This is a genomic window from Rhizobium sp. WYCCWR 11146 (genome assembly GCF_013591995.1).
GTDB classification, from domain to species: domain Bacteria; phylum Pseudomonadota; class Alphaproteobacteria; order Rhizobiales; family Rhizobiaceae; genus Rhizobium; species Rhizobium indicum.
Genome location: NZ_JACCEY010000031.1, coordinates 196959 through 222857, shown reverse-complemented (window position 1 = coordinate 222857; position 25899 = coordinate 196959). Strand labels below are relative to the sequence as shown.

The 25899-nt window shown below is 62.4% G+C and carries 27 protein-coding genes; 7 read left to right on the top strand and 20 right to left on the bottom strand.

Translation table 11 applies throughout. The features are described 5' to 3' along the window. Positions 1 to 283: 283 nt before the first annotated feature. The 3 genes from guaA to HX899_RS25420 all read right to left on the bottom strand — a co-directional run bounded on the left by guaA (position 284) and on the right by HX899_RS25420 (position 3023). The gene (gene guaA, locus HX899_RS25430; RefSeq protein WP_017962899.1) at positions 284 to 1846 is read right to left on the bottom strand and encodes a glutamine-hydrolyzing GMP synthase; all 1563 of its coding nucleotides are present in this window, start codon (positions 1844 to 1846) and stop codon (positions 284 to 286) included. 92 nt (positions 1847 to 1938) lie between these two features. Continuing rightward, positions 1939 to 2577 (bottom strand): 5'-methylthioadenosine/S-adenosylhomocysteine nucleosidase, encoded by a 639-nt coding sequence (locus HX899_RS25425; protein ID WP_138332231.1) that lies wholly within the window; start codon positions 2575 to 2577, stop codon positions 1939 to 1941. Beyond that, positions 2574 to 3023, bottom strand: coding sequence for a PaaI family thioesterase (locus HX899_RS25420; protein WP_003544704.1), 450 nt, complete (start codon positions 3021 to 3023; stop codon positions 2574 to 2576). Before HX899_RS25420 ends, HX899_RS25425 begins: the two co-directional genes overlap by 4 nt. A 267-nt stretch (positions 3024 to 3290) precedes the next feature. Here HX899_RS25420 and HX899_RS25415 point away from each other — a divergent pair, with 267 nt between their 5' ends. Next, positions 3291 to 4367 carry a DUF2252 family protein gene (locus HX899_RS25415; RefSeq protein WP_171599863.1) on the top strand — a complete coding sequence of 359 codons (1077 nt, stop codon included), beginning with the start codon at positions 3291 to 3293 and terminating at the stop codon, positions 4365 to 4367. Here HX899_RS25415 and HX899_RS25410 read toward each other — a convergent pair. From HX899_RS25410 to HX899_RS25370, 9 genes are all read right to left on the bottom strand, one after another. After that, positions 4364 to 5443, bottom strand: a complete 1080-nt coding sequence (locus HX899_RS25410; protein ID WP_181293700.1) for a DUF1513 domain-containing protein — start codon at positions 5441 to 5443, stop codon at positions 4364 to 4366. The genes HX899_RS25415 and HX899_RS25410 overlap by 4 nt on opposite strands. A gap of 4 nt (positions 5444 to 5447) precedes the next feature. Further along, the gene (locus HX899_RS25405) at positions 5448 to 6548 is read right to left on the bottom strand and encodes an imelysin family protein (protein ID WP_181293699.1); all 1101 of its coding nucleotides are present in this window, start codon (positions 6546 to 6548) and stop codon (positions 5448 to 5450) included. Next, positions 6548 to 8086, bottom strand: a complete 1539-nt coding sequence (locus HX899_RS25400; protein ID WP_171599860.1) for a di-heme oxidoredictase family protein — start codon at positions 8084 to 8086, stop codon at positions 6548 to 6550. Before HX899_RS25400 ends, HX899_RS25405 begins: the two co-directional genes overlap by 1 nt. A gap of 47 nt (positions 8087 to 8133) precedes the next feature. Next, positions 8134 to 9411: an imelysin family protein gene (locus HX899_RS25395; protein WP_138388393.1), complete on the bottom strand. Its 1278-nt coding sequence runs from the start codon at positions 9409 to 9411 to the stop codon at positions 8134 to 8136. Positions 9412 to 9625: 214 nt separating this feature from the next. Beyond that, the gene (locus HX899_RS25390; RefSeq protein WP_138388392.1) at positions 9626 to 10915 is read right to left on the bottom strand and encodes an RsmB/NOP family class I SAM-dependent RNA methyltransferase; all 1290 of its coding nucleotides are present in this window, start codon (positions 10913 to 10915) and stop codon (positions 9626 to 9628) included. Positions 10916 to 11059: 144 nt separating this feature from the next. Beyond that, complete coding sequence (locus HX899_RS25385; protein WP_003544717.1) at positions 11060 to 11422, bottom strand: septal ring lytic transglycosylase RlpA family protein; 363 nt, start codon at positions 11420 to 11422, stop codon at positions 11060 to 11062. A gap of 406 nt (positions 11423 to 11828) precedes the next feature. Beyond that, on the bottom strand, positions 11829 to 12701 hold the full coding sequence (locus HX899_RS25380) for an SDR family oxidoreductase (protein ID WP_171599859.1): 873 nt from the start codon (positions 12699 to 12701) through the stop codon (positions 11829 to 11831). After that, positions 12701 to 13858 carry a tRNA epoxyqueuosine(34) reductase QueG gene (gene queG / locus HX899_RS25375; RefSeq protein WP_171599858.1) on the bottom strand — a complete coding sequence of 386 codons (1158 nt, stop codon included), beginning with the start codon at positions 13856 to 13858 and terminating at the stop codon, positions 12701 to 12703. Before queG ends, HX899_RS25380 begins: the two co-directional genes overlap by 1 nt. 12 nt (positions 13859 to 13870) lie before the next feature. Beyond that, positions 13871 to 14563, bottom strand: a complete 693-nt coding sequence (locus HX899_RS25370; protein ID WP_003544722.1) for a glutathione S-transferase family protein — start codon at positions 14561 to 14563, stop codon at positions 13871 to 13873. A 232-nt stretch (positions 14564 to 14795) separates the two neighbouring features. Here HX899_RS25370 and HX899_RS25365 point away from each other — a divergent pair, with 232 nt between their 5' ends. After that, positions 14796 to 15593 (top strand): undecaprenyl-diphosphate phosphatase, encoded by a 798-nt coding sequence (locus HX899_RS25365; protein WP_138388389.1) that lies wholly within the window; start codon positions 14796 to 14798, stop codon positions 15591 to 15593. 245 nt (positions 15594 to 15838) lie between these two features. On the opposite strand, the gene HX899_RS25360 is transcribed toward HX899_RS25365, so the two are convergent. The 8 genes from HX899_RS25360 to dnaN all read right to left on the bottom strand — a co-directional run bounded on the left by HX899_RS25360 (position 15839) and on the right by dnaN (position 21867). Then, complete coding sequence (locus HX899_RS25360; protein ID WP_003544729.1) at positions 15839 to 15991, bottom strand: hypothetical protein; 153 nt, start codon at positions 15989 to 15991, stop codon at positions 15839 to 15841. 284 nt (positions 15992 to 16275) lie between these two features. Continuing rightward, positions 16276 to 17256, bottom strand: coding sequence for a complex I NDUFA9 subunit family protein (locus tag HX899_RS25355; RefSeq protein WP_138388388.1), 981 nt, complete (start codon positions 17254 to 17256; stop codon positions 16276 to 16278). Positions 17257 to 17474: 218 nt separating this feature from the next. Then, the gene (locus HX899_RS25350; protein WP_012759832.1) at positions 17475 to 17762 is read right to left on the bottom strand and encodes a DUF1330 domain-containing protein; all 288 of its coding nucleotides are present in this window, start codon (positions 17760 to 17762) and stop codon (positions 17475 to 17477) included. A gap of 28 nt (positions 17763 to 17790) precedes the next feature. Further along, positions 17791 to 18498 carry an orotidine-5'-phosphate decarboxylase gene (gene pyrF, locus HX899_RS25345; protein ID WP_138332241.1) on the bottom strand — a complete coding sequence of 236 codons (708 nt, stop codon included), beginning with the start codon at positions 18496 to 18498 and terminating at the stop codon, positions 17791 to 17793. Between the two features lie 6 nt (positions 18499 to 18504). After that, on the bottom strand, positions 18505 to 19086 hold the full coding sequence (locus HX899_RS25340; protein WP_181293698.1) for a histidine phosphatase family protein: 582 nt from the start codon (positions 19084 to 19086) through the stop codon (positions 18505 to 18507). 1 nt (position 19087) lies between these two features. Next, on the bottom strand, positions 19088 to 19687 hold the full coding sequence (gene pmtA / locus HX899_RS25335) for a phospholipid N-methyltransferase PmtA (protein ID WP_017990040.1): 600 nt from the start codon (positions 19685 to 19687) through the stop codon (positions 19088 to 19090). A gap of 95 nt (positions 19688 to 19782) precedes the next feature. After that, positions 19783 to 20694 (bottom strand): DUF72 domain-containing protein, encoded by a 912-nt coding sequence (locus tag HX899_RS25330; RefSeq protein WP_171599857.1) that lies wholly within the window; start codon positions 20692 to 20694, stop codon positions 19783 to 19785. Between the two features lie 54 nt (positions 20695 to 20748). Beyond that, complete coding sequence (gene dnaN, locus HX899_RS25325; RefSeq protein ID WP_003544738.1) at positions 20749 to 21867, bottom strand: DNA polymerase III subunit beta; 1119 nt, start codon at positions 21865 to 21867, stop codon at positions 20749 to 20751. A 259-nt stretch (positions 21868 to 22126) separates the two neighbouring features. Between dnaN and rsmI the strand changes: the two genes are divergently transcribed. The 5 genes from rsmI to HX899_RS35245 all read left to right on the top strand — a co-directional run. Further along, positions 22127 to 23044: a 16S rRNA (cytidine(1402)-2'-O)-methyltransferase gene (gene rsmI / locus HX899_RS25320; RefSeq protein WP_138332244.1), complete on the top strand. Its 918-nt coding sequence runs from the start codon at positions 22127 to 22129 to the stop codon at positions 23042 to 23044. Next, positions 23034 to 23402, top strand: a complete 369-nt coding sequence (locus HX899_RS25315) for a YraN family protein (RefSeq protein ID WP_138388384.1) — start codon at positions 23034 to 23036, stop codon at positions 23400 to 23402. Before rsmI ends, HX899_RS25315 begins: the two co-directional genes overlap by 11 nt. A 113-nt stretch (positions 23403 to 23515) precedes the next feature. Beyond that, entirely contained in the window at positions 23516 to 24022 is a 507-nt protein-coding gene (locus HX899_RS25310) for a cupin domain-containing protein (protein WP_171599856.1), read from the top strand. Positions 24023 to 24112: 90 nt separating this feature from the next. Next, positions 24113 to 25060, top strand: coding sequence for a glutathione synthase (gene gshB, locus HX899_RS25305; RefSeq protein WP_171599855.1), 948 nt, complete (start codon positions 24113 to 24115; stop codon positions 25058 to 25060). Between the two features lie 221 nt (positions 25061 to 25281). Beyond that, on the top strand, positions 25282 to 25899 hold a 618-nt coding region (locus HX899_RS35245; protein ID WP_281408851.1), incomplete at its 3' end, for a magnesium chelatase domain-containing protein.

Sequence of the window (25899 nt, the reverse complement as noted above, 5' to 3'; positions counted from 1 at the left end):
CGACGACGAGAACTGGTCGCGCGTGCTAGAGCAATTCCAGGAAAAGTGCGAAGCGGTTTTCCGTCCGGAATTGCGTGAAACAAAAGGTTAGAGCGGTTCTGCGCTTCTGTGAAAAGCTGAACCACTCTAACGTCTTCGAGCAGCGCGCGACCGAATATTTGCAGGTCACAAAGTCGCGAAGGTTGGGGTGGGCGTATGGCGCCATTCGAAGAGCGGGGAGACGCCCGACAGAGCGGCAGATCTGCGGGTCGCCTAGCATCTATCGACTGCTAGGTACTCCTCTTCACTCCCACTCGATCGTACCAGGCGGCTTCGACGTAACATCGTAGACCACGCGGTTGATGCCGCGCACCTCGTTGATGATGCGGGTCGCGGCGCGGCCGAGGAATTCCATGTCGTAGTGGTAGAAGTCCGCCGTCATGCCGTCGACGGAGGTGACGGCGCGCAGTGCGCAGACGAATTCATAGGTGCGCCCGTCCCCCATGACGCCGACGGTCTGGACGGGGAGCAGCACGGCGAAGGCCTGCCAGATGGCGTCGTAGAGGCCGGCCTTGCGGATTTCGTCGAGATAGATCGCATCGGCCTCGCGCAGGATCTCCAGCTTTTCGCGGGTGATGCCGCCGGGGCAGCGGATCGCCAGGCCGGGGCCCGGGAAGGGGTGGCGGCCGATAAAACTGTCGGGCAGGCCGAGTTCGCGGCCGAGCGCGCGCACCTCGTCCTTGAAGAGTTCGCGCAGCGGCTCGACGAGCTGCATCTTCATGCGCTCCGGCAGGCCGCCGACATTGTGGTGCGACTTGATCGTCACCGACGGGCCGCCGGTGAAGGAAACGCTCTCGATCACGTCGGGATAAAGCGTGCCCTGGCCGAGGAAATCGGCGCCGCCGAGCTTCTTTGCCTCTTCCTCGAAGGTCTCGATGAACAGCCGGCCGATGATCTTGCGCTTGGTTTCCGGGTCGCTGACACCTTCGAGCTCGCCGATGAAGCGATCGGCGGCATCGACGTGCAGCAGATGCAGATTGTAGTGCTCGCGGAACATGGCGACGACGCCGGCCGCCTCGTCCTTGCGCATCAGCCCGTGGTCAACGAGGATGCAGGTCAGCTGGTCGCCGACGGCCTCGTGGATCAGGAGAGCCGCGACGGAACTGTCGACGCCGCCCGAAAGCGCGCAGATGACGCGCTTGTCGCCCACCTGCGCGCGGATCTGCTCGACCGCCTTCTGGCGATAGGCCGACATCGACCAGTCACCCTTGATGCCGGCAATGTTGTGAATGAAATTGCCGATCAGCTTGGCGCCGTCCGGCGTATGCACGACTTCCGGGTGGAACTGCACGCCGTAATATTTACGCTTCTCGTCGGCGATGAAGGCGTAAGGCGCGTTGGAGGAGGTGGCGACCACTTCGAAACCATCCGGCAGCGCGGTGACGCGGTCGCCATGGCTCATCCAGACCTGATGGCGCGAGCCGGAGGACCAGAGGCCCTCGAACAGCTGGCAGTCCCTGTCGACCTCGAGGAAGGCGCGGCCGAATTCGCGGTGATGGCCGCTCTCGACCTTGCCGCCGAGCTGCATGCACATCGTCTGCTGGCCATAGCAGATGCCGAACACCGGCAGACCGCTGTCGAAGATGATCTGGGGCGCTCGCGGCGATCCCTCGTCCACCGTGGAAGCCGGGCTGCCGGACAGGATCACGGCCTTCGGCTGCAGGCGGTGGAAGCCCTCTTCGGCCGATTGGAAGGGAACGATCTCGCAATAGACGCCGGCCTCGCGCACGCGTCGTGCGATGAGCTGGGTCACCTGGCTGCCGAAATCGACGATGAGAACGGAGTCGGGATGTGCTGTCTGGGTCATGGCGAGGCTTTAATGAAAAGCGCCTCGCCTTGCAATCCGGGAAATCGGCGGCATCAGGTTTTTATTGTTCCAATTGTCCCGCATTCAGGGGCTCAGAACCAGAAAACCCCGTCCTCCAGCGCCGTGAACAGGCTGTCGACGCCGTAAGAGAGCTTGCGGTCGACGATGTGCAGATATTCGGTCCAGCCCGAAATATGCTGTAGCTCGACGGCGCCGTCGGAAATGCCGCGAAGGCCGATCAGCGGCAGCTTGTAACCCTGGCAGGCGCGCAGCACCGCATAGGTCTCCATATCGACCATGTCGGCGTCGATATTGGTATAGGCGGCGCCCGAAATGATGTTGCCGCCGGTGGAAAGGCTTGCTTCGGCAATGCCGGGAATGCGCAGCGGCAGATCGAGCGTTGCCGGCAGGTCTAGAAAGGGTGTCTTGCCCTTTTCGAAGCCGAGCGGCGAGGCGTCCATGTCGCGGTAGGAAACCGAGGTCACCTGATAGATTTCGGTCTGCTCCAGTTTCGCGGAGCCGGCCGAGCCGAGGGACACGACGAGATCGGGCAGGTCGTCGACGGCATCCAGCCGCGCCAATGTTTTGCTCAGCGCGATGGCCGCCTCGACCGGGCCGACGCCGGTCATCAAAGGTTCGATGCGCGAACGCAGGAAGGGACCGTATTCGGCCTCCGCCGCCATGACGAAAAGGATGGATTTCCCCGCGACCGATTTCAGTTCGAACTTCATCCCGTAATGCCCTCTCTACCGCGGATCACCATCATCGTTCCGGTCATGGAGGCAATGAGTTTCGCCGGCCCGTCGCTGATCGCGTAGCCTCGTCCGTCGGCGACGATGATGGTGGAGCCGGGTTTGGTGATTTCCCCGCGAAACAGGAAACGATCGCCCCGCCCCGGCGACATGAGATTGACCTTGAACTCGATAGTCAGGATCGAGGCTTCCGGGTCGATAACGCTATAGGCGGCAAAGCCGCAGGCCGAATCGAGCGCCGCGGAAATGATGCCCGCATGCAGGATGCCGTGCTGCTGTGTCAGTTTGACGTCGAAGGGAAGCTCGATCTCGACGACGCCGTGCTCGACGCGCGTCAGCTCTGCGCCGATCGTTTCCATCGCCGCCTGGCGCGCAAAATTGCGGCGGATTCGCGCGCGGAAATCGCCCCTGTCAGTCTCGCTCATGTCTGCCCCTCTTGCAGCCGCGAAAGTGGCATGGCGCGCCGCATTCGACAAGCTGGACATTGTTGAAATCGGTCCGGGCGGCGATGGAAACCCGGGACCGTGTCGCCGGGGCAACCCTTCACCTTTCCGCCGCCGTGCAAGCCGGCACAGCTGGCCGGTACCGCTGGCCACTACCGCTCGATTGTGGCGATCCGATGCGAAGACGATTGCAGCTTCGCGCGGTGCGCGTATTCTCCGCATCGCGTCGCGAAATGATGGAGTGCCGGCATGATAACGATATCGCAATCGGTCCGGAATTTCGAGACCTGGCTGGCCGGCGAACTCGGCGACGATCTCGTCAAGGACGATCTCCGGGAGAAGCACGAGAAGATGCGAAGCGGCGATTTCGTCTTCCTGCGCGCTACCTATTGGCGCTGGTGCGAGATCATCCTCGATATCTGCCCGGAACTGTCAGGCGCGCCTGAGGTGCTGGCGATCGGCGATACGCATCTGGAGAATTTCGGTACTTGGCGCGATATCGAGGGCCGGCTCGTCTGGGGTGTCAATGATTTCGACGACGCGGCGGTGATGCCCTATGCACTTGATCTCGTTCGCCTTGCGGCAAGCGCCATCCTGGCCCGCGGCGACGACGGTCCCTCGGTTCGCATGATCGGCGAATTGATCTTGAGCGGCTATCGCCGGGGCCTTGAAAATCCGTTGCCAGTCATCCTCGAGCGCGACCACAAATGGCTGCGCAAGGCTCTGCTGCTGCCGAATTCCGAACGCCGGGAATTCTGGGAGAAATACGAGATGTTGCTTCCCGGCAGCAAGCCGCCACCATCAGCCTACACCAAGGCGCTCGCAGACGCGCTGCCGTCCGGGGCAGGACCCTTCGTGCCGAAGCCGCGCAGCGGCGGCACCGGCAGTCTCGGTCGGCCGCGGTTCGTCGCCTATGCCGAATGGCAGGGTGGGCCGGTGCTGCGCGAGGCGAAGGCGCTGCTGCCGTCCGCCTGGTCGCTTCGCCACAGGCCGCAGGATGTGGCGATCCATGCAAGCGAGATCGCCAATGGGCGGGCGCGCTCAGCTGATCCTCACTACCGGGTCTCCGGCCGCATCCTCATGCGCCGGCTCTCGCCGAACAGCTGCAAGATCGAAATCGACCGGCATCCCGAGATCCTGCTTTCGCCGACGATGCTGGAACTGATGGGCTTTGAAATCGCCAATTGCCATTCTGACGATGCGGCGGCGGTTGCGGCGATCCTGAAGGATTTGGCGGCGCGGGGAAACGACTGGTTGCACGAGGCGGCAAGGGCCGCGGCATCGAGCGTTAGCGCCGAGCAGAAAGCCTATTCCCGCGCCGATTAGATCCGGACAATGTGCTGGTCCCAGGCGACATCGCTGCGGGTCGACAGGAAATCGCCGTCATAGGAGGAAACGGCAAAGCCGCTTCTTGCCGGCGCGATGCCTGCTGCATCCGGAACGGAAGTCTCGGCCAGCACCTTGCCCGACTTTGCGTCAAGTGTCACCGAGGCGCCGCCCTTCGGCGAGGTGATGCCGACGAGACCTTCGCTGCGATTGACGGCGATCGCCCCGACGTAATTGGCAAGCCTGCGCGTCGTCTCCTCCGGCAGGTCGATGAAGGTAAGATTCTCCCCCTTGGCGAAATGGCCGACGAGCGGCGGTAAATCCTTGCGGTGGCCTTCATACTGGCAGGCGAACCAGATGCGGCCCTCGCCGTCGAGATCGACATGGCGGGTGGAGAGTTCTGCCCATTCCGCCGGCAGCACATGTTTTTCGACCAGCGCACCGGTTGCCGCATCGATCAGAACAAGCGACGGCTGCATCTCTCCGAGATTGAGCTTGGTGCGGCCGAAATCCGGATGCGTCTCGATGCCGCCATTGGCGACGATGAGCAGGCGTCCGTCGTCGGACACGGTCATGTCGTGCGGACCGATGCCGTAGGTCTCGAATTCGCCGATGCGAGTGAAGCGGTCGGTGGCGTCGTAGAGGCCGATCATGCCGCGATTGCCGTCGAAGTCGTTCTCGCTGGCGTAGAGCAAACGGCCGTCAGGAGAGAAGGCGCCGTGGCCGTAGAAATGCCGGTCCTCCCTGGAGTTGATGACGATCGGCTCGCTTTTGTTCCAGGGATCGAAGATCATCGCATAGGTGCCGGGCCGGCGTGCAAAGGCGACAGTCTTGCCGGTGCTGGCGCTGAACGCCATGCCATGGGCGCGGGCGGGAAGGCCCACCTGATCGACGATCTCGCCGCGCTCGGTCACGGTCGCAATGGCAAAGGAGCCGTCGGCTGCCCGAATGCCCGAGGCATAGACCGCATCGGCCCGCTCCAGTGCCATCAGCGACCTCGGCGCCAAAGAAGCAAGGAAGCCAAGGCCGGCCGCCTTGACGAAGCTGCGTCGGTCGATCGCGGCACTTTGCATCATCGTCTCAGTCTCCGTCCGAAAAAGAAAAGCCGGCCGAAAGGCCGATCGCCGCGCCATATTCGTCGCTGATCCGGGTGATCAGGTCGCGGCTCTCGGCAAGCAGCGTATCGAGCTTGGCCTTCTCCGCATCGCTTGTGGCGACGTCGATGTCGGGATTGAGCTTCGGTACGCTGTCGAGCAGCGATTTGAAGTCCTCATCGATCGAGGCGGCGATCGGCTGCTTGTCCGGCGGCAGAAGTTCGGCCATGCCGGCCTTCTGCCAGAGCGTGCGCAGGCCCTCCAGATTGGCGGCCATCGATTTCCAGGTATTCTTGGAGCGCCAGTAGATCGCCATGCGCGGCCGTGGCGTGGTGTCCTTGCCCTTGTAGAACTGCTCCAGCCGCTGGTCGCGGACATTCTCCGCGCCATGGACGAGGATGCCGAGCAGCGCCGTCACCGCTTCCTTGTTGTCCATGAAATCGTTGCTCTGCGGGCCTGGATGTTTCCAGCTCGCCTGCACGCCGTCGGGCTTTTCCCAGGCGGCGACGACTTCGCCGGCCTCACGCTGGATATTGCCGGCGACTGCCTCGCCGTAAAGGCAGCGGAAACTGCCCTTCTGCCCGACGAGATCGTCGGAGCCATTGCCGTAAAGCACGTATTCCAGCGCCGTCAGGCCTTGCAACGCAACACTCTTGCCGGCGATCGCATCAACGGTCGCATCCTTCGGGTCGGCCTTGGCGATCAGCGCCTGCACCTGCTTGAGGCCGACGCCCTTACGGTCGGGATAAAACAGGATGTGCTCGAAGAGATTGTCCTGGATGACAGGTCCGGTCTGGACGATCTCGATGATCGACCAATAGCGGATCGTGTCGTCGAAGGTGGACTTCGCCTTGTCGAGCGTCTGCTGCGTGCCGTCGGCGCAAAGATCCTTCATTGCCGTCGTCAGCCGGGCGGCTGATTGCTGCATGTTACGATAGCCGGGACGGATCACCTCGTCGACGGCGCGCTGCATGACGGCGGGAACGGCATCCTCGTTCAGCCCTGCCGGGGGAGTGGCCGTCTGGGCGGCCGCTGATGTCGCGAGGCCGATCAGAGTAAGGCAGAGCAGGGGGTGCCAAAGGCGCATCAAAGTGACTCCAGGAATGTAATCAGGGCCGCCCTGTCGTCTGTCGACAGGGAGGAGAAAGCGTTGCGGGCCTTTTCAGCTTCGCCGCCATGCCAGAGGATCGCTTCGGTGAGGCTCCGCGCACGGCCGTCATGCAGGAAAAAGCTGTGTCCGCTGACAGTCCGGGTCAGTCCTATACCCCATAGCGGCGGCGTGCGCCATTCACGTCCGCTTGCAAGGCCGACCTGCTGCCCGTCGGCAAGCCCGTCGCCCATGTCGTGCAGAAGAAAGTCGGAATAGGGCCAGATCAGTTGGAAGGACTGCGCTTTGTCGGGCGTATCCCGCCGGGTGACGAATTTCGGCATGTGGCAGGAAATGCAGCCGCTTTCGTAAAAAATCCGCTTGCCCTGCAGCGTCTCGGCGAAACTCGCCTTGCGCCGTGCCGGAACGGCAAGATTTCCGGAATAGAAGGTGACGAGGTCGAGAATGGCACCCGGCGCTTCTTCCGCGCCCAGCCGTTTCTGCACGCCGGTCGGCATATCACGGCATTTCTCTTCCGCCTTGGTGCAGTCGCCCTGCGCATCCGGGTGATCGGGCGTCGAGATGCCGATATCATTGGCGAAGGCATCGGCACTCTGGTCGCGCACCGTGGCGTTCTGCGCCTTCCAGCCGAACCGGCCGAGCGCGATCCCACCGCTGCGGTGGTCGCGCACGATCGCCGCCTTCCCCGAAATGCCGTCGCCGTCGGCATCATCAGGATCGGCATGGGCAAGGATGTCGGCCTCGGGAATGGCCTCGATCAGTCCGAGGCCGATCATCGCCGAGGCGACCCGCGGCGAAATCGTCGTCGCCGGGTCGAGCGGCCCATAACCAAGGTTCGTCACCGCATAACTCGGCCGGCGCAGCGACACGGTCTCGCCGTCGCCGAGCGTCACCCTCTCTTCGCGGTAGCTGATCACCATCTTCCCTTCGGCAGCAAGGCCAGGAACGGCGAGATCCTGCAGCTGATGGCCGTAGACCGGATCGGGAAAATTGACGACATCAGCCTGTGCGATGGCCTTTTCGTCCTCCGGCGTCGTGGCGGCGCGGGAAAGCCGCAGGAACATCGAGGTGGCGCTCGGGCCTCCCTCCGGCGGTTTGCCGCGGCCGTCATTGACATGGCAGCTCATGCAGGAGCGGGCGTTGAACAGCGGCCCGAGACCATCGGAAGCCTGCGTCGAGGAGGGAGCGGACACCCAGAGCTTTCGGAAGAGCGCATTGCCGAGCTTGAAATTCTGCTCTTCCTCGAAGGGAATGTTGGCCGAAATATGCGAGAAACTGTCCTCGGTGACAGGGTCGATCGAGGTCGTAGCCCCTGCCTGCATCGCTTCGTATTGTTCGGCTTTGGAAAAATCCGCTGTCGGCCGGGTGACGTCGGCGACGCGTTGCAGATCGGATTCGGAGAGGTCGGTGCGTTTCGTCGGCAGGTCGAAACCGGCTGCGATGCTGACGGAAAAACCGGCAAGCGTGGCGCAGAGCGTTGCGCTGGCGAAAAATCGGCGGGCCGGGGCATGCGACATTTCAGGGTCCGGGCCGCTCCGGCTTTCGAAGCGGCCCGCCTTTTTGCTTATTTGAAGACGGCGTTAGGATTATCCAAGCTGTCGGAACCTTCAAGCTGAACCGTGCCGAGATCGAGTGCGGCAATAACGCGCTGCACCGATTTCGTCTGGTCGATCAGCCCGTCGATAGCGGCCTGAACGACGGCGTTGCCTTCCTTGTTGCCTTCGCCGATCATCTGGTCGTACTTCTCGACGGTCTCGCCGCGCTTTGCCATGGCATTCATCGCTTCGAGCGTCTTGTTGAGCTTGCCTTCCACTTCGGCATCGAGCGCCTTGTCCTTGGCGGCCACCAGATCATGCAGCGACGGGCCACTGAGCTTGGTGCCGTCGACGCGGGTATAGTTGCCGGTATAGGCGGCAGCGATGCCGATCGCGTCGTTGAGATGCGAATTGTAGGTGTTGTCGGAGAAGCAATCATGCTCTTCCTCGGGATCGTGCAGCAGCAGGCCGAGCTTCATCCGCTCGCCGGCAAGCTCGCCGTAGGAAAGCGAACCCATGCCCGTCAGAATCGCGACGAGGCCGGCCTTCGGATCGGTTTCGACGTTCTTCGTCGCTGCACCGTCCGGCTTCCAGTTGTCGGTCATTTCCTGCAGGTCGGAAACGAGCAGGGTGGAGGCGGACTTCAGATATTCGGCGCGGCGGTCGCAATTGCCGTGCGTGCAGTTCTTGAGGTCGTAGTCGGTTGCCGGACGGTCGCCGGCGCCGGGTCCCGTGCCGTTCAGATCCTGACCCCAAAGCAGGAATTCGATGGCATGATAGCCGGTCGCGACATTGGCTTCGATGCCGCCGGCCTCGGCCAGCGTGCCGGAGAGGAATTCCGGCGTCAGCTTGGAAGCGTCGACATCCTTGCCGTCGATCTTGATCGTCTTGTTGGCGATGACATTTGCCACGTAGAGAGAATTCTCGTCGCTCTCGGTGCCGTAGGAAGCGTCGACATAGTCGATCAGGCCTTCATCGAGCGGCCACGCATTGACCTTGCCTTCCCAGTCGTCGACGATCGGATTGCCGAAGCGATAGACTTCCGTCTGCTGGTAGGGGACGCGCGCCTTGATCCAGGCGTCTCTGGCGGCCTTGAGCGTCGCATCGGTCGGCGCCTTCAGGAAGGCGTCGATCGCGGCGTCGAGCGCCTTGGCCGTCGTCAGCGAGTCCTCGTATTTCGCATGTGCCACACCGGCATAGTGTTTCACGACGGCGGCAGCATCAGTCTCGGCATGCGCGGGAAGGGCGAGCAGGGCGGCGGGGGCGATCGCCAGCACGGCTGCGCGGAATTTGCGGTTGAGCTTCATGATCCTCTCCTGTGACGGGATTTTCCGTCTAATCGGGCTCCGTCTCTTCGCGCAAAAGCAAACTTGTGTCAAACGCTCTAGTTTGGAATGGTTTTAAGAACGGACAGACGTTGCCAACCTGGCTTTTTTGAACGGCATCCGCTTGAAAAATTGGCAGCAACCGCGCCATTCCGCCGCGGCATCACGATCCGTAGCGGGCCTTCGCTAAACCGCGTCAGCCCTTCCGCTGCATACGACAGAAAAAGAAGCCGTCGGTATCGGTGGAGGCGGGCGTCAGCGTCACCGTCAGGCCGTCGGACGAATGCGGACGCGGGGCGTCCTTGCCGAACAGGGCTTCCCAGGCGGGCAGGGCGCTGACGAGCTGAAAATCAGGATTGTCGGCCGTGAAGCGGCGCGCCTGCTCCTCGTTTTCCTGGGGCAGGACCGAGCAGGTGACATAGATCAGATCGCCGCCGGGTTTGACGAAGCCGCTCGCCTGCGCCAGCGCGTCCTGCTGCTGGGCGATGCGCTCGTCGAGGTTCTTCGCCGTCAGCCGCCACTTCGTATCGGGGCGGCGGCGCCACGTGCCGGTGCCGGTGCAGGGCGCGTCGACCAGCACCTTGTCGCAGCGTCCGGCAAGGGCGGAGAGCGCCCTGGCGTCGTCATGCACCTGGACATTGCGCGTGCCCGCCCGCTTCAGCCGTTCGATGATCGGCGCCAGCCGTTTGCGGTCGGCATCATAGGCGTGAACCTGTCCCTTGTTCTGCATGGCCGCCGCCATGGCGAGCGTCTTGCCGCCACCGCCGGCGCAATAGTCGAGAACCTGTTCGCCATCATGGGCGAGCACCAGGTCGGCGACGATCTGCGATCCCTCATCCTGAACTTCGAACCAACCTTTTTGGAACGAAAGCTCGGCAGTCACGTTGGGAAGACGCGAGGCGCCTTCGCCAGCGGCAATCCGGATGCCGTAGCGGGCGATCTTCGCTGCATGCGCGTTGGCTCTTTCGAGCGCCTTGACGACCTTGTCGCGAGAGGCTTTGAGCAGGTTGGCGCGCAGATCGAGCGTCGGGCGGGCGGCGAGCGCCTGTGCCTCGGCAAGCCAGGCGGCGCCGAAGGCCTGTTCGAAGGAGGGTTGGACCCATTCGGGAATATCGCCGCGGATATGCGGCGGCGCATCGTCGAGCGAGCGGCTTTGAAAGGCCGCAACAGCGTCGGTTGAAAGTGGCGCCGGCGCAAACTTGTCGTCCGCCAGCTCAGTGGCAAGACTGTCAGGTGAAAAACCCCATTGGCGGAACATGACGCCATGGGCAATGGCAGCAGGACTGTCGTCATCCATCAGCCAGGCATGGGAAAGCCGCATGCGCAGTGCGTCATAGACAATGTTGCCGATCGCTGCACGATCGCCGGAGCCGGCGAAGCGGTGCGCGAGGCCCCAGTCCTTCAGCGCGTCGGCGACGGGCCGCTTGCGGGCATCGATGTCCGCGAGCACAGAAATCGCCCCTTCGAGGCGGCCGCCCAGACGCATTCACATGTCTCCTGTTGCCGTGGCGTGTGAACGATCAGCGCAAACGCGAGTGTCACGCAGTCAATTGTTCACAAGTCTCAACCGGGTGGTAACCGCGATTGACGGCAAGAGCAAGCGCCGCTTCCGGCACAGTCAGTGGCGGCCTCAGCTGACGACCTGGTAGCAGACCTTCGCAGTGCCGGAGCTCACCATGCCGATATTCTGGGCGGCGGCGCGCGACAGGTCGATCACACGACCACGGATGAACGGACCACGATCGTTGATGCGAACGACGACTGTGCGGCCATTGTTGCGGTTGGTGACCTTCACCTTGGTGCCGAAAGCAAGCGAACGATGTGCAGCAGTCAAGATGGCAGGATTCATACGTTCCCCGGAAGCAGTTTTGGAGCGAAGTGCGTACCATGAAGCACCGCCACAGCCATTGCCAGCAAAACCCTCTGCCGGAAGCATGGAAGAACAGGCTACAATAGTTACAGCGGCGATAATAGAACGACGTATGTTCTTCAAAACAGAGTATCCCTCAACTATTGAACTCACGCCCTTGCAGGCGGCGGGGCTTAAATCTGTGAAAAAGTGGCGAAAAAGTGCCGCGCCAGTTCACGGATTATTACAATCCGTAACATTCGTGAGGGTAATATCGGGATTCCAGGAATGAGCGCCGCGCCAAAAGGTAGAAAAAACCTAATAAAATCAGCTAAAATCCGAACGAATTTTCCGAAGGGATAGTTAACGCCTCGGCGTTCACGAAAATCGCGAAAATATTTTTCCGATTTCGCCATATTTACTGCCACATTTGGGCAAATTCAAAGGCCGTTAACCATAATATGCGGCGAAAATTATCCGGCCAAAGGGGGAAAGTAGGAATTTCCTACTCATTTTGGGTGATCGCATCCGTCGCAAACAGGACTGAGTTCTACTCCCCCCACCAGCATCCATCCCGCCACAATTGCGCAAGCGACATAGGATAGTTCGGGAAGGAAAATGCGAAGCCGGCGGCCTTGAGTTTTGCATTCGAAACCCGTTTGTTCTCGCCGTAGAAAGTGCGCGCCATCGGCGTCAATTCGGCGGTCTCGAACGCCTGCTCCGGCGGCGGTTCGACGCCCATCAGGCGGGCTGCCTCGACGATCACATCCTGCGGCGGGCCGGGCCGGTCGTCGGTGACATTATAGATGCCGCCGAGGCCGCGCTCCGACAGAAAGCGTGTCGCTGCGCCAATATCTTCGACGCGGATGCGGTTGAACACCTGGTCCTTCTTGATCAGCCGTCGCGCCGTGCCCTTGTCCAGATTGCAGAAGGCGTTGCGGCCCGGCCCATAGATGCCGGAAAGGCGCAGCACCGCCGCCGGCACGCCGCGCTCCCGGCCCATCGCCAGCCAGCCCTCTTCCGCCTCGAGCCGCTCGGTCGACCGTCCGGAAACGGGCAGGCACGGCGTTTCCTCACTCACCCAGGCGCCCTGGTGATCGCCATAGACGCCGACGGTGGAGAGGTAACCGATCCATTCAAGCTTCGGCAGCAGGCGTGCGCCGTCTTTATCAAGCAGCCGCAGCAGCGGGTCGGCCTTTCCAGGGGCGATCGATTGAACCAGGTGGGTGACGCCGTCCAAAGCCTGGCGCAACCCCTCTTCCATGCTCTCGCCGTCGAAAAGGAATGCTTCGATGCTGTTCTGGCGGAGCGCTTCCACTTTGTCAGGCGAGCGCGTGGTGCCGGAAACCCGCACGCCGTCGCCGGCAAAGGCCTTGGCGATTGCCGTGCCGGAATAACCGCAGCCAAAGATCATCACATGCATCAGCCCACTCCCGCCAATCGCCATTCGTTCAGGACGTCGTCATCTCTCTCGTCCGCCCTTTGTGCGGCAAAGGCCGCAAATTCGCCAGCCTCCATCAGCCGCCAAAGCGCCCAGACCGTCATGCCGCGCACCACGGGCGAGGGATCCTCCGAAAGCCCGCGACACGGCCCGATGAGCGCCTTGTCGCCGGAATTGCCGGCGGCGATCAGCACATTTCGGACGAAACGGTCGCGGCCGATCCGCTTCACCGGCGAGCCGCTGAAGAAGGCACGGAAGGCGGCATCGTCAAGCGTCAGCAGAAAGGCGATCGACGGCTCCTTCAGATCCTCCCGCGCCTTGAGCTTCATCTCGGAGGCGGAGCTTGCGAACTTGTTCCAGGGACAGGCGGCAAGACAGTCGTCGCAGCCGTAGATGCGATTGCCGATCAATACGCGCAAATCGGCGTCGATCGGTCCCCTGTGCTCGATGGTGAGATAGGAGATGCAGCGCCGCGCGTCGATCTGGTAAGGCGCCGGGAAGGCAGCCGTCGGACAGATGTCGAGACAGGCGCGGCAGGAGCCGCAATGATCGATCTCCGGCGCGTCGACGGCAAGATCGGCGGTGGTGAACATCGTGCCGAGGAACAGCCAGGAACCGTGAACGCGGCTGACGAGATTGGTATGTTTGCCCTGCCAGCCGAGCCCGGCCGCCGCCGCCAACGGTTTCTCCATGACCGGCGCCGTATCGACGAACACTTTCACGTCGGCGCCTGCCCGCGCTGCAAAGCGCGTGGCGATCTCCTTCAGCCGGCCCTTGATGACGTCGTGATAATCGCGGTTGCGGGCATAGACGGAAATCGCTGCCTTGTCCGGCTTGTCGAGGATAGCGCGGGGATCTTCTTCCGGAGCGTAATTGAGGCCGAAGACGACGACGGAGCGCACCTCGCTCCAGAGTGTCAGGGGATCGCCGCGCCGGTCGCGCGTCTCCGCCATCCAATCCATCGTCCCGTGGCGCCCGGCATCGATGAACTGGCCGAGGCGCTCTTTCGCTTGCGGGATCGCATCCGGGCGCGTGATGCGGCAGAGATCGAAGCCCTTGGCGGCAGATTCTGCCCGGACGAACTCGGTCAAATTGTCGCGGCGGCGGCGCTCTTTGTCGTCATTGTCAGGTTCGGGCATGAAGAGCCCTCGTCAGAAATCCAGATCGGCATAGTGTGAAACCGGTGTCAGGCCGCGCACGCGCTCGGTCAGCATCGGCCGGAAGGACGGACGCGACTTCAGCCGCTGGTACCAGTCCTTGACGACTGGCGAATCCGCCCACTCGATCTCGCCGAGATAATCGAGGATCGAGATCGAGGCCGCGGCGGCAAGGTCGGCATAGCTCATCCGCTCGCCCGCCAGCCACTGACGCGAGCCGGCAAGCCAGGTGAGATAGCGCATATGCTGGCGGATATTCGCGCGGGCCGTGCGCAGAACCTTCGAATCCGGCGCTCCGCCGCCCTGATCGGCGGTCATCTGCAACTTATAGACACGCTCGCGGGCGAGCGGCTTGGTCACATCGTTTTCCATCTTCTGCATGAACCATTCGGTCAGCCGGCGGATTTCCGCCCGCTGGAAAGGGTCTTCGGCGAGCAGCCGCCGGTCGCGTTTCAAGACGCCGTGCGTCTCGTCCAGATATTCGGAAATGACGCTCGCGCCGCAGAGCGCGCGCATGCTGTCGTCGACATAGACCGGCAGCGTGCCGGCCGGATTGAGCGCCAGGAAATCCCGGCGCTTCTCCCATGTCTGCTCCTCGATCAGATCCGCCTGATAGCCGTATTCCGCCAGGATCAGCCGGACGAAGCGAGATGCGGATGACATGGGATGATGATAAAGCGTGGGCATAGATACTCGGGCTTTGTGATTGCTGTTACAGGACTGTGTGGCAGCTCGATTATAGCGCCCTAGTCATGACTCATTGGTTGAAGCTATAGGAGCTTGGCCCCGCCAATACAAGCGAATCGGATTTTTCAGGCCATCTGATAATGGCGAAACACGGTCTAACGAATGATTGGAAACGGCGGCCTGATCGACCCAAGCGCTCAGACCCGGCCGAACTTTAAACCGGAGACAATGTATGGATTATATAAATGCTGCAATTCTCGGCGTCATAGAAGGGATCACCGAGTTCCTGCCGATCTCGAGCACCGGCCACCTGATCATTGCCGAGCAATGGCTCGGACATCGGTCGGATATGTTCAACATCGTTATTCAGGCGGGCGCCATCCTCGCCGTCACCATCATTTACTGGCGTCGCTTGGTGGATCTGGTGCTTGGCTGGCGCGACCCCGCCAACCGCGATTATGCCGCCAAGCTGATCGTCGCCTTTCTCATCACCGCCATTCTCGGACTGGTCGTCAAGAAGCTCGGCTTTGAACTGCCGGAGACTGCGACACCGATCGCCTGGGCGCTCATCATCGGCGGCATCTGGATGATCTTTGCCGAATGGGCGGCCGCCCGCAGGCCGCCGCATAAAGAGATTACCTGGCTTGTCGCCATCCTGGTCGGCATCGCCCAGATCGTTGCCGGCGTCTTCCCGGGAACCTCGCGCTCCGGCGCCACGATCTTCGTCGCCATGCTGGCAGGCACGGGCAACCGGGCCGCGGCGACCGAGTTTGCCTTTCTCGTCGGCATTCCCACAATGTACGCGGCCAGCGCCTATGAATTGCTGAAGACCTTCAGGGATGGCGGAGCGGCAGGCGAAGACTGGACGGCGCTCGGCATCGCCTTCGTTGTCTCCACCGTCGTCGCTTTCATCGCGGTCAAATGGCTGCTTGCCTATATCAGGAGCAACCGGTTTACCCTGTTTGCCATCTACCGCATCATTCTCGGTGTTTTGCTGCTCGGCATGGCCGCGACCGGCTTGATTGCCTGAGACACCCGCCCTGCATTGCATTCGCGCAACTCCCGGCGCGAATGCAAATGCCCCGTCGGACCGCACAAACAGGCACCCGATTACCGGCAAGGCGCCGAATTTTTCAGTTGGTCATTGAGGGGAAACGCTCCCACCGCCGCTTTGAAGCAGGCGAAACTGAGCGATGATCTAGAAGCGCCCTGTATCAGGCGTTTCGATCGACTGCTTGCTTGGAGCAGGATGCCGGCGCAGGGCCGGGCTTTTCGTCAATGGATGATCGAAGCCGTCGAGCAAGGATCGACGCCGTAGGCCGGCGAGCAATCGCCCTTTACCGCCGCGACCGAACCGGGCGCAACGAAAGAGCCTGCAAGGATAACCAGCGCCGCACACGCAAACAGGAGCGCGATTGACTTGCCCATTGAGAATTGCCTTTCACAGTGATTGCCGCGCGCGACCGCAGGCGTTGAGTCCGTTGGAAGACGCGCGGGTTTGGTAGTCAGTGGAATGACAAATAGCAATAAACGTTCCTGCTAAATTTGGTGTTAATCCCACAAAATTTCCGATGCGTCTTTTATGCAACGCCGCTGAATATGCCGAGCACCAAAACACTTCAAACTTGCGCCGGGCTTTGCAGGACACGGCAACGCCAAAAGGCCGCTCGCGGGATCCGCAGACGGCCAATCTCATCGGTTGGAAAAGATGGTCAGGCGGCCTTGCCGGTGCCGGTGTACTGGCCGTGCGGACGATAGTGCACCAGATAGGAGCCGAGCACCGATGCCACCATGGTGGGCGCAATGCCGAGGCCCTTCAACGTGCGGCCTTCCGCCTCGGCTTCCGGGGAGACGATATTGTCGCGCTTCAGCATGCGCACCTGATCCGGCGTGATCGGCGGCGTTATGAAGGGGACCAGCGAAGCGATGCTGCCGATCATCGAAGCGATGCCGAAGGGCAGGGATACCAGCGGGTTCTTGCGGCACGTTACCTTCAGCATCGTCTCGAGACATTCGCGGAAGCTGAGCACCTCAGGCCCGCCAAGCTCATAGACCTTGCCGCCGGCAACCTTGCCGTCGACGGCGCGGGCGACGGCCTCGGCGATATCTTCGACATAGACAGGCTGGAATTTCGTCTTGCCGCCGCCGATGAGCGGCAGGATCGGCGACATGCGCGCCATCTGGGCGAACTTGTTGAAGAAGCTGTCCTCCGGTCCGAAGACGATCGACGGACGAAAGATCACCGCATCGGGCTTGACCGAGAGGATGGCCGTTTCGGCGCGACCCTTGGTGCGGCCATAGTCCGAATCGGATTTCGCGTCGGCGCCGATCGCCGAAATATGCGTCAGCGTCGCACCCGCGCTGCGCGCCGCCTCAGCAATCGCACGACCGCCGAATTCCTGCACGGCGTCGAAAGTGTTGCGGCCGGTCTCCTGCAGAATGCCGACGCAGTTGACGACGTGGCTCGCACCGTCGACGGCGCGATCGATCGAGCCGCGGTAGCGCAGGTTCGCCTGCACGAAGGAAATCTGGCCGACATTGCCGAGCGGCTGCAGGAAGCCGGCGAGATCGGGACGGCGCACGGCGACGCGGATGTTATAGCCGCGCTTGGCCAGCGCCCGAACCACGTGCCTGCCCACGAAGCCCGACCCTCCGAACACGGTGACGAGCGGCGGCAGGTTGGCAAGGGTCATGGCAGGCTCCTCGAAAGGCTTTGCGGAATGCTTGATTGGCTCCGTCTTAGCCGAATCCCTGCGCGACGGGAAGGCCCATCACGCCGTCAGTTTTTTGCGAATGCGAGGGCGCCTAACGCATCGTGCCTTCCAAAAATCGGAATCGATTTTCGGAAGGCACGATGAGTAGATTTAAAGTGCTAGAGCGTCCTTTGTGCGTCCGAAAGACGCACGGCGCTCTAGACGCCTTCGACGACGACCATTTCCGCATCCGCGGCTTCCTGGCGGATTTTCGCGGCGATCTGGTATTCCGGCGAATTATAGCAGTCGACCGCATGCTGCATCGACGGGAATTCGATCACCACGTTGCGGACGCGCGCCTTGCCCTCGAGTTCGGTAAAGGCGCCGCCGCGCGCCAGGAAATTCGCGCCATATTTTTCGAAGGCCGGCTTGGCCGCCGCCACGTAATCCTTGTAGCGCTCGGCATCGCGAACATCGACGCGGGCGATCCAATATCCCTTGGCCATGATCTTCTCCCTTTTGTCGTTGAAACTATTAGCGGTTTGCCGGCCAGAGTGCCGTCACCATCTCGCTGAGGATCGCGCGGGCGGCATCCCGGGGATCCGGCGCCTTGACGACAGGCCGGCCGACGACGAGATGCGTCGCTCCTGCCTTCAGCGCGTCGAAAGGCGTCATCACCCGCTTCTGGTCGCCCTTGTCGCTACCATCAGGGCGAATGCCGGGGGTGACGATCGCCATGTCGGGTCCGACGATTTCGCGCACCGCAGCCGCTTCCTCCGCCGAGCAGACGATACCGCCCATACCGGCTGTGCGCGCCTGTTCGGCGCGGCGCAGCACCAGGCTGTGCGGATCCTGGCTGTAGCCGGCCTCGGCGAGGTCGTCGGCATCCATCGAGGTCAGCACGGTCACGCCCAGCAGGCAGAGGCCGGAGCCGGCCGCGGCCTCGACCGCCGCCTTCATGGCTTTCGGATAGGCATGCAGCGTCAGCATCGACATGCCCATCTTGGCGATGTTCTCGACGCCGGAGGCAACGGTGTTGTCGATGTCGAGCAGCTTCATGTCGAGAAAGATCTTCTTGCCGCTGGCGGCAAGATCACGGGCGAATTCCAGGCCGCCGGCAAAGACCAGCTGATAGCCGATCTTGTAGAAGAGAATGTCGTCGCCGAGCGTGGAAACCAGTCTTTCCGCCTCGCCGATCGTTGGAACATCCAGGCCGACGATCAACCGCTCGCGTGCGTCCATCTGAAGTCACCCCTGCCAGTCTTCGATGGGCGTCCAGTCGCATGTTAGGCGCCGATCCGCAAGACCGAAAGCATAGAGATTGCCGCCGCCGCCGGGCTGGTCGCGGTCGCGCGCGATCGGGCTGCCCGCCAGATGGCATTTGAGCAGCGTGCCGACGCCGCCATGGCCGACAAAGGCGATCGGCGCTGTCGCATCATGCGTGGCGAGAACGGCATTAACGGCCTCGACGATGCGGGCCTGCGCGTCGACGGCGCGCTCCCAGCCTTTGAAGCTTTGTTCCGGATGGGCGAAGAACCAGTCGGCCGCCTCTTCGAATTGCGGCGGCGGCAGGAAGCCGGTGGCCGTGCGGTCGTTTTCGTGGGTCGCGTGGACGATCTCCACGGTCACACCGGAAGCTTTCGCCAGAATTTCGGCCGTCTCGATCGCCTTCGTCTCGTCGCTGGAGACGATGCGCCGCACTTGCTTGGCCCAGCCGCTCTCTGCCGCTTTGCGGGCGCGCGCCGCGCCGACATCGGAAAGTCCCCATTTCGGCACTGGCACGTTGGCGTCGATCCTGACCTGCGGATGAGTGATGTAGATCCCGAACATCTTAGCCGCGCTTATAGATCCAGAGCTGCGCCGGCGGAATATTGCGCATGACGAAGTCGAAATGCTGGATATGGTAGCGGTCGGGATTGGCGGCGATCGGCGAGATCGCGCCATAGGAAATCTGCACCATCGGCCGGCCGGCCGGCAGTCGATCGAGCAGGCTTTCGAGCAGCGAGATGCGCTTCGCCATCGGGAAATTCAGCAGCGGAATGCCCGAGACGACGGAATCGAAGGTGAGACCGCTGAAATTGCCAAGGGTGGCCTGAAGATCGAAGGCATCGCCGTTGATGAAGTGCACGCCGGGATAGGTCCGCTGCAGATGTTTATGAAAATCCGTCGAATATTCGATTGCGACGAGATTTTCCGGACGGACGCCGCGGCCGAGAATGGCCTTGGTGATGGCGCCCGTGCCCGGTCCGAGTTCAAGCACCGGCAGCCCGGAATGGATGTCGACGACGCTTGCCATGCGCTTGGCCGTGATCGAGGAGGTCGGCACGATCGAGCCCACCGTCTTCGGCCCCTGCATCATGCCCCGGAAGAAGCGGATCTCGTCGTCGAACCTCTTCCCGAACCGTTCCTTCACCTTGACCCGTAAGCTCATTCTCCACCCATCCGCATGTTGATCGAATGCCTTAATATGCCGCTTGTCGCTTAAGGGACAAGGATTTTCGCAACAAGGACATCGGCATCAACAGTTCATGCGGCTTTCGGCGCTGAACCGGGCATGAGATCGGCGAGCCTTTCGCTCAAATGATCGGCATCGATAGGCGCGCGCATCTTCACATCGGTATTGTCGAAATAGAGATAGACGTCGCGACCTTTGCTGCGCGCCGCTACGGGCGCCAGCACCCGCGTCGCATTCTCCGGTTCTCCGCCCGTGGCCCAGGCGCGGATGCGTTGCGCCCATATGTCGAGCGCTTCGTCCTCGTAGCCGCTGACATAGAGCTTTTCCGAGCCATGCAGGCGGCAGTAGCTGAAATCGGCGGTGACATCCATCAGCAGCGGCCATTTCACCGTATCGGCGCAGACGAGAGCGACTCTGTGACGCCTGAGCATCTCGATGAAGGCGGGTGAGCGGAAGCTCTCGTGGCGAATCTCCAGCGCATGCCGGATCGGCTGGTGCCCGTCGCATTTAAGCCAGGCCGGTCCCTTGATATGCCAGTCGTGCCGCTTCGCAAGCGTTATCGCCGCGTCGCGGTCGTGCGGCAGCAGCGACAAAAAGCTCTCGAAAAGGGATGGGTCGAAGGCCATGTTCGGCGGGAATTGCCAGAGGATCGGCCCGAGCTTGGGGCCGAGCCGCAAAACGCCGGAGGCGAGAAAATTGGCGAGCGCCGTCTGGATATCCTGCAGCCGCAGCATATGGGTGATGAAGCGCGGTCCCTTGACCGCGAAGACGAAATCCTCCGGCGTTTCCTCGCGCCAGCGGCCGAAGCTTTCGGGCCGCTGCAATCCGTAGAAGGTGCCGTTGATCTCGATCGACCGGAAGTGCCGGGCGGCATAGGAAAGTTCCTGCTTCTGCGGCAGGTCCTTCGGGTAGAATTGGCCGCGCCAGGGCGCATAGGTCCAGCCGGATATGCCGATACGCACCGTTCCCGTCTTTTTGGTCATGGGATCCTCCGTTTTGACAGGAGGAAAAACGGCAATGAGCGGCCTTCGTTCCGGTCAGACGCGCATCGGCATCAGCACGTAGAGCGCATCGTCGCCCGCCGTGTCGCGGATCAGCGTCGGCGAGCCGGCATCGGCAAGCAGGAAGATCGCTTCCTCGCCGGAAAGCTGGGCGGTGATGTCGAGCAAGTACTTGGCGTTGAAGCCGATTTCCATCGCATCCGTGTCGTAGCCGACGGCAACTTCTTCCGTCGCGCTGCCGGAATCGGGATTGTTGACGGTCAGCATCAGCTGCCCCTCGGAAAGCGCCAGCTTTACGGCGCGGCCGCGCTCGGAGGAGATCGTCGAGACGCGGTCGACGGCCTGTGCGAAACTCGTGCAGTCGACCCGCATTTCCTTGTCGTTGCCGGTGGGGATGACGCGCTGATAATCCGGGAAGGTGCCGTCGATCAGTTTCGAGGTCATGACGATCGAGCCGATGGTCAGCCGGATCTTGGCGTCGGAGACCTCGACGGTCACCATCACCTCGGGATTGTCGACCAGCTTCTGCAACTCGCCGACCGTCTTGCGCGGAATGATGATGCCGGGCATGCCCTCGGAGCCGGAGGGCGCATCGACATCGGCGCGCGCCAGCCGGTGGCCGTCGGTCGCAACCGCCCTCAGCTTCAGTTGGCCGTTGCTCTCGATCGTGTGGAAGAAGATGCCGTTCAGATAATAACGCGTCTCTTCCGTCGAGATCGCGAACTGCGTGCGGTCGATCAGCATCTTCAGATCGGCCGCCTTCAGCTTGAAGGAATGGGTGAAGGTGCCGGCTGTGAGATCCGGGAAGTCCGATTCCGGCAGGCACTGAAGCGAGAATTTCGAGCGGCCGGACTGCACGGTCATCGCGCCGCCATCCGGGCTGGTGGCAAGCAGCACTTCCGAGCCGTCGGAAAGCTTGCGCACGATATCGTAGAGGAGATGCGCGGGAACGGTGGTGGCGCCGGGCTGCTCGACGCTAGCAGGGGTCGCCTCGGTGATTTCGAGGTCGAGGTCGGTCGCCTTCATGTCGAGCTTTTGGCCGTCGGCCTTGAGCAATACGTTGGACAGGATCGGGATCGTGTTGCGACGTTCGACCACGCGGTGGACGTGGTTCAGCGATTTCAACAGGTTTGACCGCTCAATAGTAATACGCATGGGATGCTACCGCTTTCGACCGTGACTGTCCGGGCGCATCGAGCACCCGAAGAATGCTGTCCCGGCTTGAGGCCGGGGGAGTGGACGGGCAAAATGGCAGACTTCAGCATTGCTTTGCAAGAGGCATGGACGTCGGCACCCCTGCATTTGCGGTTTTCCAGAGCAATGCTCACAGAAATCCGAACCCTTGCCGAAGCGGTGCGGCTCGCCCATAAGGGTTCGATGCCGGCGACGAGCCGGCGGGACGAAAGCAAATGGCATGAATGAGGAAACGACAGCGGACGCCGCCACCCGGCGAAGCTTCCGCCTGCACAATGCAACGGTCCCGGCGCGGCCGCTGGAGCCGGCGCTCTATCTGGTCGCCACTCCCATCGGCAATCTCGGCGACATCACCCTGCGGGCGCTCGAAACGCTGGCCGGCGCCGATGTGCTTGCCTGCGAGGATACGCGCGTCACCCGCGTGCTGCTCGACCGCTACGGCATCCAGAACCGCCCCTTTGCCTATCATGAGCACAATGCCGACGAAGCTGGCCCAAGGCTGCTGCAGGCGCTCGAAGCCGGGCGATCGGTGGCGCTGGTTTCCGATGCCGGCACGCCGCTGGTCTCCGATCCCGGCTATCGGCTGGCGCAACAGGCGATAGCGGCAGGTTACCGTGTCATTCCCATTCCCGGCGCCTCCGCGCCGCTCGCAGCCCTTGTCGGCTCCGGCCTGCCGAACGATGCTTTCCTTTTCGCCGGTTTCCTGCCGGCCAAGGACAAGGCCCGCCGCGACCGCCTCGGTGAACTTGCAGCAGCGCCCGCGACGCTGATCTTCTTTGAATCGCCGCATCGCATCGGCGCAACGCTTCTGGCCGCCGCCGATGTGCTGGGCGGCACTCGGCCCGCCTCCGTCTGCCGCGAGCTGACCAAGACCTATGAGGAGTTCCGCCGCGGCACGCTTGCCGACCTTGCGGCGCATTATCAGCAGGTGGAAAACGTCAAGGGCGAGATCGTCCTGGTGATCGGTCCGCCGGAGCCGGTCGAGACGTCTGAGGCCGATGTCGAAGCCGTGCTGGCCGACCTGTCGAAGTCAATGCCGACGGCAGGCGCCGCCACCGAAGCCGCCCGCCTCACCGGCCTGCCGCGCAAGGTGCTCTACCAGCGCCTGCTGGAGATCAAGAACGCCGATGGGCGATAATGATCTCACCGCGATCAGAAGGAAGGCGCTGCGCCGGGGCCGCATGTCGGAATATGTCGCGGCCGTCTTCCTGATGCTGAAGGGCTACCGCATCCTGGCGCTGCGCCACCGCACCCGGCTCGGCGAGATCGATATCATCGCCCGCAAGGGCGATCTCGCCGTCTTCGTCGAGGTCAAGGCCCGCCATGGCGAGGCGGCGGCGGTCGACGCCGTCTCTGTCGCCGCACAAAAGCGGATACGGGCGGCAAGCGATCTCTGGCTTGCCCGCCAGGCGGATCAGGCCCGCCTTTCCCAGCGTTATGATATCGTGGCGATCATGCCGGGCCGGCTGCCGCGGCATTTTATTGATGCCTTCTGACCTCCTTTCGCCCCATCCGATTTCCGGATCGTTAAAATTTTAGTCCCCGCTTGAACCAGGTCCTTACGACTCTCTGCTATCGACTCGGTAGGGTAGCAATTGGGGGTTGTTTCATGGCCTGGAAGCTGATGCTTGCAAGTGCGGTCGCCATGGCCGCGCGCTCGGTACCGTATGCTGCCGTGGCGAAGCCGGCCGGAAAATCCTTCGTCGCGCATGCGAGCGATCTGCTGCCGCTGAAATCCACACCGATCAATCCGGACTGGATTATCAACGGCAATCCGCAGGCCCGCACCGCCGAACATTCGCGCGGCCATGACGAGGCCTCGCTGACGGCGATCTGGGACTGCACGGCGGGTGAATTTCGCTGGCGCTTCGGCTGGGACGAGACGGTGATGATCCTCGAAGGCGAGGTCCATATCACCGCCGAGGACGGCACCGAACGAACCTTGCGCGCCGGCGACGTCGCCTTTTTCGCCGGCGGAACCTGGGCGAGCTGGCGGGTCGACAATTACGTCCGCAAGGTCGCCTTCCTGCGCAAGCCCTTCCCGAAGCCCTTGGCGATCGCCTACCGTCTCCGCAACATGCTGCGCAACAACGGCAACCAGGGCATCGCCGCCTGAAGATCGTCGGAGCCGCCGAAGCCCTTGATTGACCGTTGCGTTTGATATCTGGCCGACCTACATCTGTCCGGCATTCAGCGAGGGATGGAAATGGCCAAGATCACCAATGTAGCGGTCCAGATGGATCATGTCGCAGGCATCAATATCGCAGGTGATTCCACCTTCGCCATGAGCCTGGAAGCCCAGGCGCGCGGCTACAGGCTCTTCCATTATACCCCCGATCGCCTGAGCTTCCGCGACGGCAAGCTTTATGCCAGCGTCGAGCCGATGGTGCTGCGCGACGTCAAGGGCGATCACTACGAGCTTGGCGCGCCCGAGCGCGTCGATCTCGCGACCATGGATGTCGTGCTGCTGCGCCAGGACCCGCCCTTCGACATGGCCTATATCACCTCGACGCATCTGCTCGAGCGCATCCATCCGAAGACGCTCGTCGTCAACGATCCGGCCTGGGTGCGCAATTCGCCGGAAAAAATCTTCGTCACCGAATTCTCCGACCTGATGCCGAAGACGCTGATCACCAAGGATGCCACCGAGATCCGCCGCTTCCGCGACGAGATGGGCGATATCATCCTGAAACCGCTTTACGGCAATGGCGGCGCCGGCGTCTTCCATTCGACCCGCGACGACCGCAATCTCTCCTCGCTGCTGGAAATGTTCGGCCAGCTTTTCCGCGAGCCCTTCATCGCCCAGCAATATCTGCCCGACGTGCGCAAGGGCGACAAACGCATCATCCTGATCGACGGCGAATTCGCCGGCGCCATCAACCGCGTGCCGGCCGAACACGACAGCCGCTCCAACATGCATGTCGGCGGCCGCGCTGAGGCGACCGAACTGACGCCGCGCGAACAGGAAATCTGCGCCCGCATCGGCCCGGCGCTGAGGGAGCGCGGCTTCCTGCTCGTCGGCATCGATGTGATCGGCGATTACATGACCGAGATCAACGTCACGTCGCCCACCGGCATCCGCGAGGTCAAGAAGTTCGGCGGCGCCGATATAGCAGCTCTGCTTTGGGATGCGATCGAGCGCAAGCGCGGCTGAGCCAGGCGCCCATGACCGTTCTGGTCCCGCGACCGAGCACAACCAAGGTCACAGCGGATGCCTGACTATGTTCTTTGATTGTTCTTGTTTTATTCCTGCGTCCATGCCAGATTGCAACCGCTGGCCTTAATGCATGTCGCCCAAAACTGTGCAACAGTTTTGGGTGCATCGATAAAGGCTGCGGGGCGGTATATAAAAGTTTGCGGCAAGGGGATGGGCTTATGGTCGCGCGTGTCAGTACGGTTGCATTTCAGGGCATCGAAGGTGTACCGGTCGAGGTCCAGGTCATGGTTGCACCCGGCAAGGTCGGGATGCAGATCGTCGGCCTGCCTGACAAGGCGGTTGCCGAAAGCCGCGAGCGCGTGCAGGCCGCCCTCCACGCCTCCGGCCTGGCGCTGCCGGCCAAGCGCGTGACGGTCAATCTGGCGCCTGCCGACCTGCCGAAAGAGGGCTCGCATTTCGACCTGCCGATCGCCCTTGCCCTGATGGCCGCGCTCGGCGCCATTCCTGCCGATGCCTTGTCGGATTTTGTCGTCGTCGGCGAACTCAACCTCGATGGGACGATCGCCGCCATATCAGGCGCGCTGCCGGCTGCGATCGGTGCCAATGCGCTCGGCAAGGGGCTGATCTGCCCGGCCGAAAGCGGCGCCGAAGCCGCCTGGGCGGGCTCGGACGTCGATATCCTCGCACCGCGCAGCTTGATCGCCCTTGCCAATCATTTCCGCGGCACGCAGGTCCTATCCAGGCCGGAAGCGTCGATCCGCGCCAATGCCGCAAACCTGCCGGACCTTGCCGAAATCAAGGGCCAGGAAAGCGCCAAGCGGGCGCTCGAGGTGGCG

Coding starts and splice junctions, on each gene's coding strand:
- guaA (WP_017962899.1), bottom strand. CDS start 1,846: ATGACCCAGACAGCACATCCCGACTCCGTTCTCATCGTCGATTTCGGC.
- HX899_RS25425 (WP_138332231.1), bottom strand. CDS start 2,577: ATGAAGTTCGAACTGAAATCGGTCGCGGGGAAATCCATCCTTTTCGTC.
- HX899_RS25420 (WP_003544704.1), bottom strand. CDS start 3,023: ATGAGCGAGACTGACAGGGGCGATTTCCGCGCGCGAATCCGCCGCAAT.
- HX899_RS25415 (WP_171599863.1), top strand. CDS start 3,291: ATGATAACGATATCGCAATCGGTCCGGAATTTCGAGACCTGGCTGGCC.
- HX899_RS25410 (WP_181293700.1), bottom strand. CDS start 5,443: ATGATGCAAAGTGCCGCGATCGACCGACGCAGCTTCGTCAAGGCGGCC.
- HX899_RS25405 (WP_181293699.1), bottom strand. CDS start 6,548: ATGCGCCTTTGGCACCCCCTGCTCTGCCTTACTCTGATCGGCCTCGCG.
- HX899_RS25400 (WP_171599860.1), bottom strand. CDS start 8,086: ATGTCGCATGCCCCGGCCCGCCGATTTTTCGCCAGCGCAACGCTCTGC.
- HX899_RS25395 (WP_138388393.1), bottom strand. CDS start 9,411: ATGAAGCTCAACCGCAAATTCCGCGCAGCCGTGCTGGCGATCGCCCCC.
- HX899_RS25390 (WP_138388392.1), bottom strand. CDS start 10,915: ATGCGTCTGGGCGGCCGCCTCGAAGGGGCGATTTCTGTGCTCGCGGAC.
- HX899_RS25380 (WP_171599859.1), bottom strand. CDS start 12,701: ATGCATGTGATGATCTTTGGCTGCGGTTATTCCGGCACGGCAATCGCC.
- queG (WP_171599858.1), bottom strand. CDS start 13,858: ATGCCCGAACCTGACAATGACGACAAAGAGCGCCGCCGCCGCGACAAT.
- HX899_RS25370 (WP_003544722.1), bottom strand. CDS start 14,563: ATGCCCACGCTTTATCATCATCCCATGTCATCCGCATCTCGCTTCGTC.
- HX899_RS25365 (WP_138388389.1), top strand. CDS start 14,796: ATGGATTATATAAATGCTGCAATTCTCGGCGTCATAGAAGGGATCACC.
- HX899_RS25360 (WP_003544729.1), bottom strand. CDS start 15,991: ATGGGCAAGTCAATCGCGCTCCTGTTTGCGTGTGCGGCGCTGGTTATC.
- HX899_RS25355 (WP_138388388.1), bottom strand. CDS start 17,256: ATGACCCTTGCCAACCTGCCGCCGCTCGTCACCGTGTTCGGAGGGTCG.
- HX899_RS25350 (WP_012759832.1), bottom strand. CDS start 17,762: ATGGCCAAGGGATATTGGATCGCCCGCGTCGATGTTCGCGATGCCGAG.
- pyrF (WP_138332241.1), bottom strand. CDS start 18,498: ATGGACGCACGCGAGCGGTTGATCGTCGGCCTGGATGTTCCAACGATC.
- HX899_RS25340 (WP_181293698.1), bottom strand. CDS start 19,086: ATGTTCGGGATCTACATCACTCATCCGCAGGTCAGGATCGACGCCAAC.
- pmtA (WP_017990040.1), bottom strand. CDS start 19,687: ATGAGCTTACGGGTCAAGGTGAAGGAACGGTTCGGGAAGAGGTTCGAC.
- HX899_RS25330 (WP_171599857.1), bottom strand. CDS start 20,694: ATGACCAAAAAGACGGGAACGGTGCGTATCGGCATATCCGGCTGGACC.
- dnaN (WP_003544738.1), bottom strand. CDS start 21,867: ATGCGTATTACTATTGAGCGGTCAAACCTGTTGAAATCGCTGAACCAC.
- rsmI (WP_138332244.1), top strand. CDS start 22,127: ATGAATGAGGAAACGACAGCGGACGCCGCCACCCGGCGAAGCTTCCGC.
- HX899_RS25315 (WP_138388384.1), top strand. CDS start 23,034: ATGGGCGATAATGATCTCACCGCGATCAGAAGGAAGGCGCTGCGCCGG.
- HX899_RS25310 (WP_171599856.1), top strand. CDS start 23,516: ATGGCCTGGAAGCTGATGCTTGCAAGTGCGGTCGCCATGGCCGCGCGC.
- gshB (WP_171599855.1), top strand. CDS start 24,113: ATGGCCAAGATCACCAATGTAGCGGTCCAGATGGATCATGTCGCAGGC.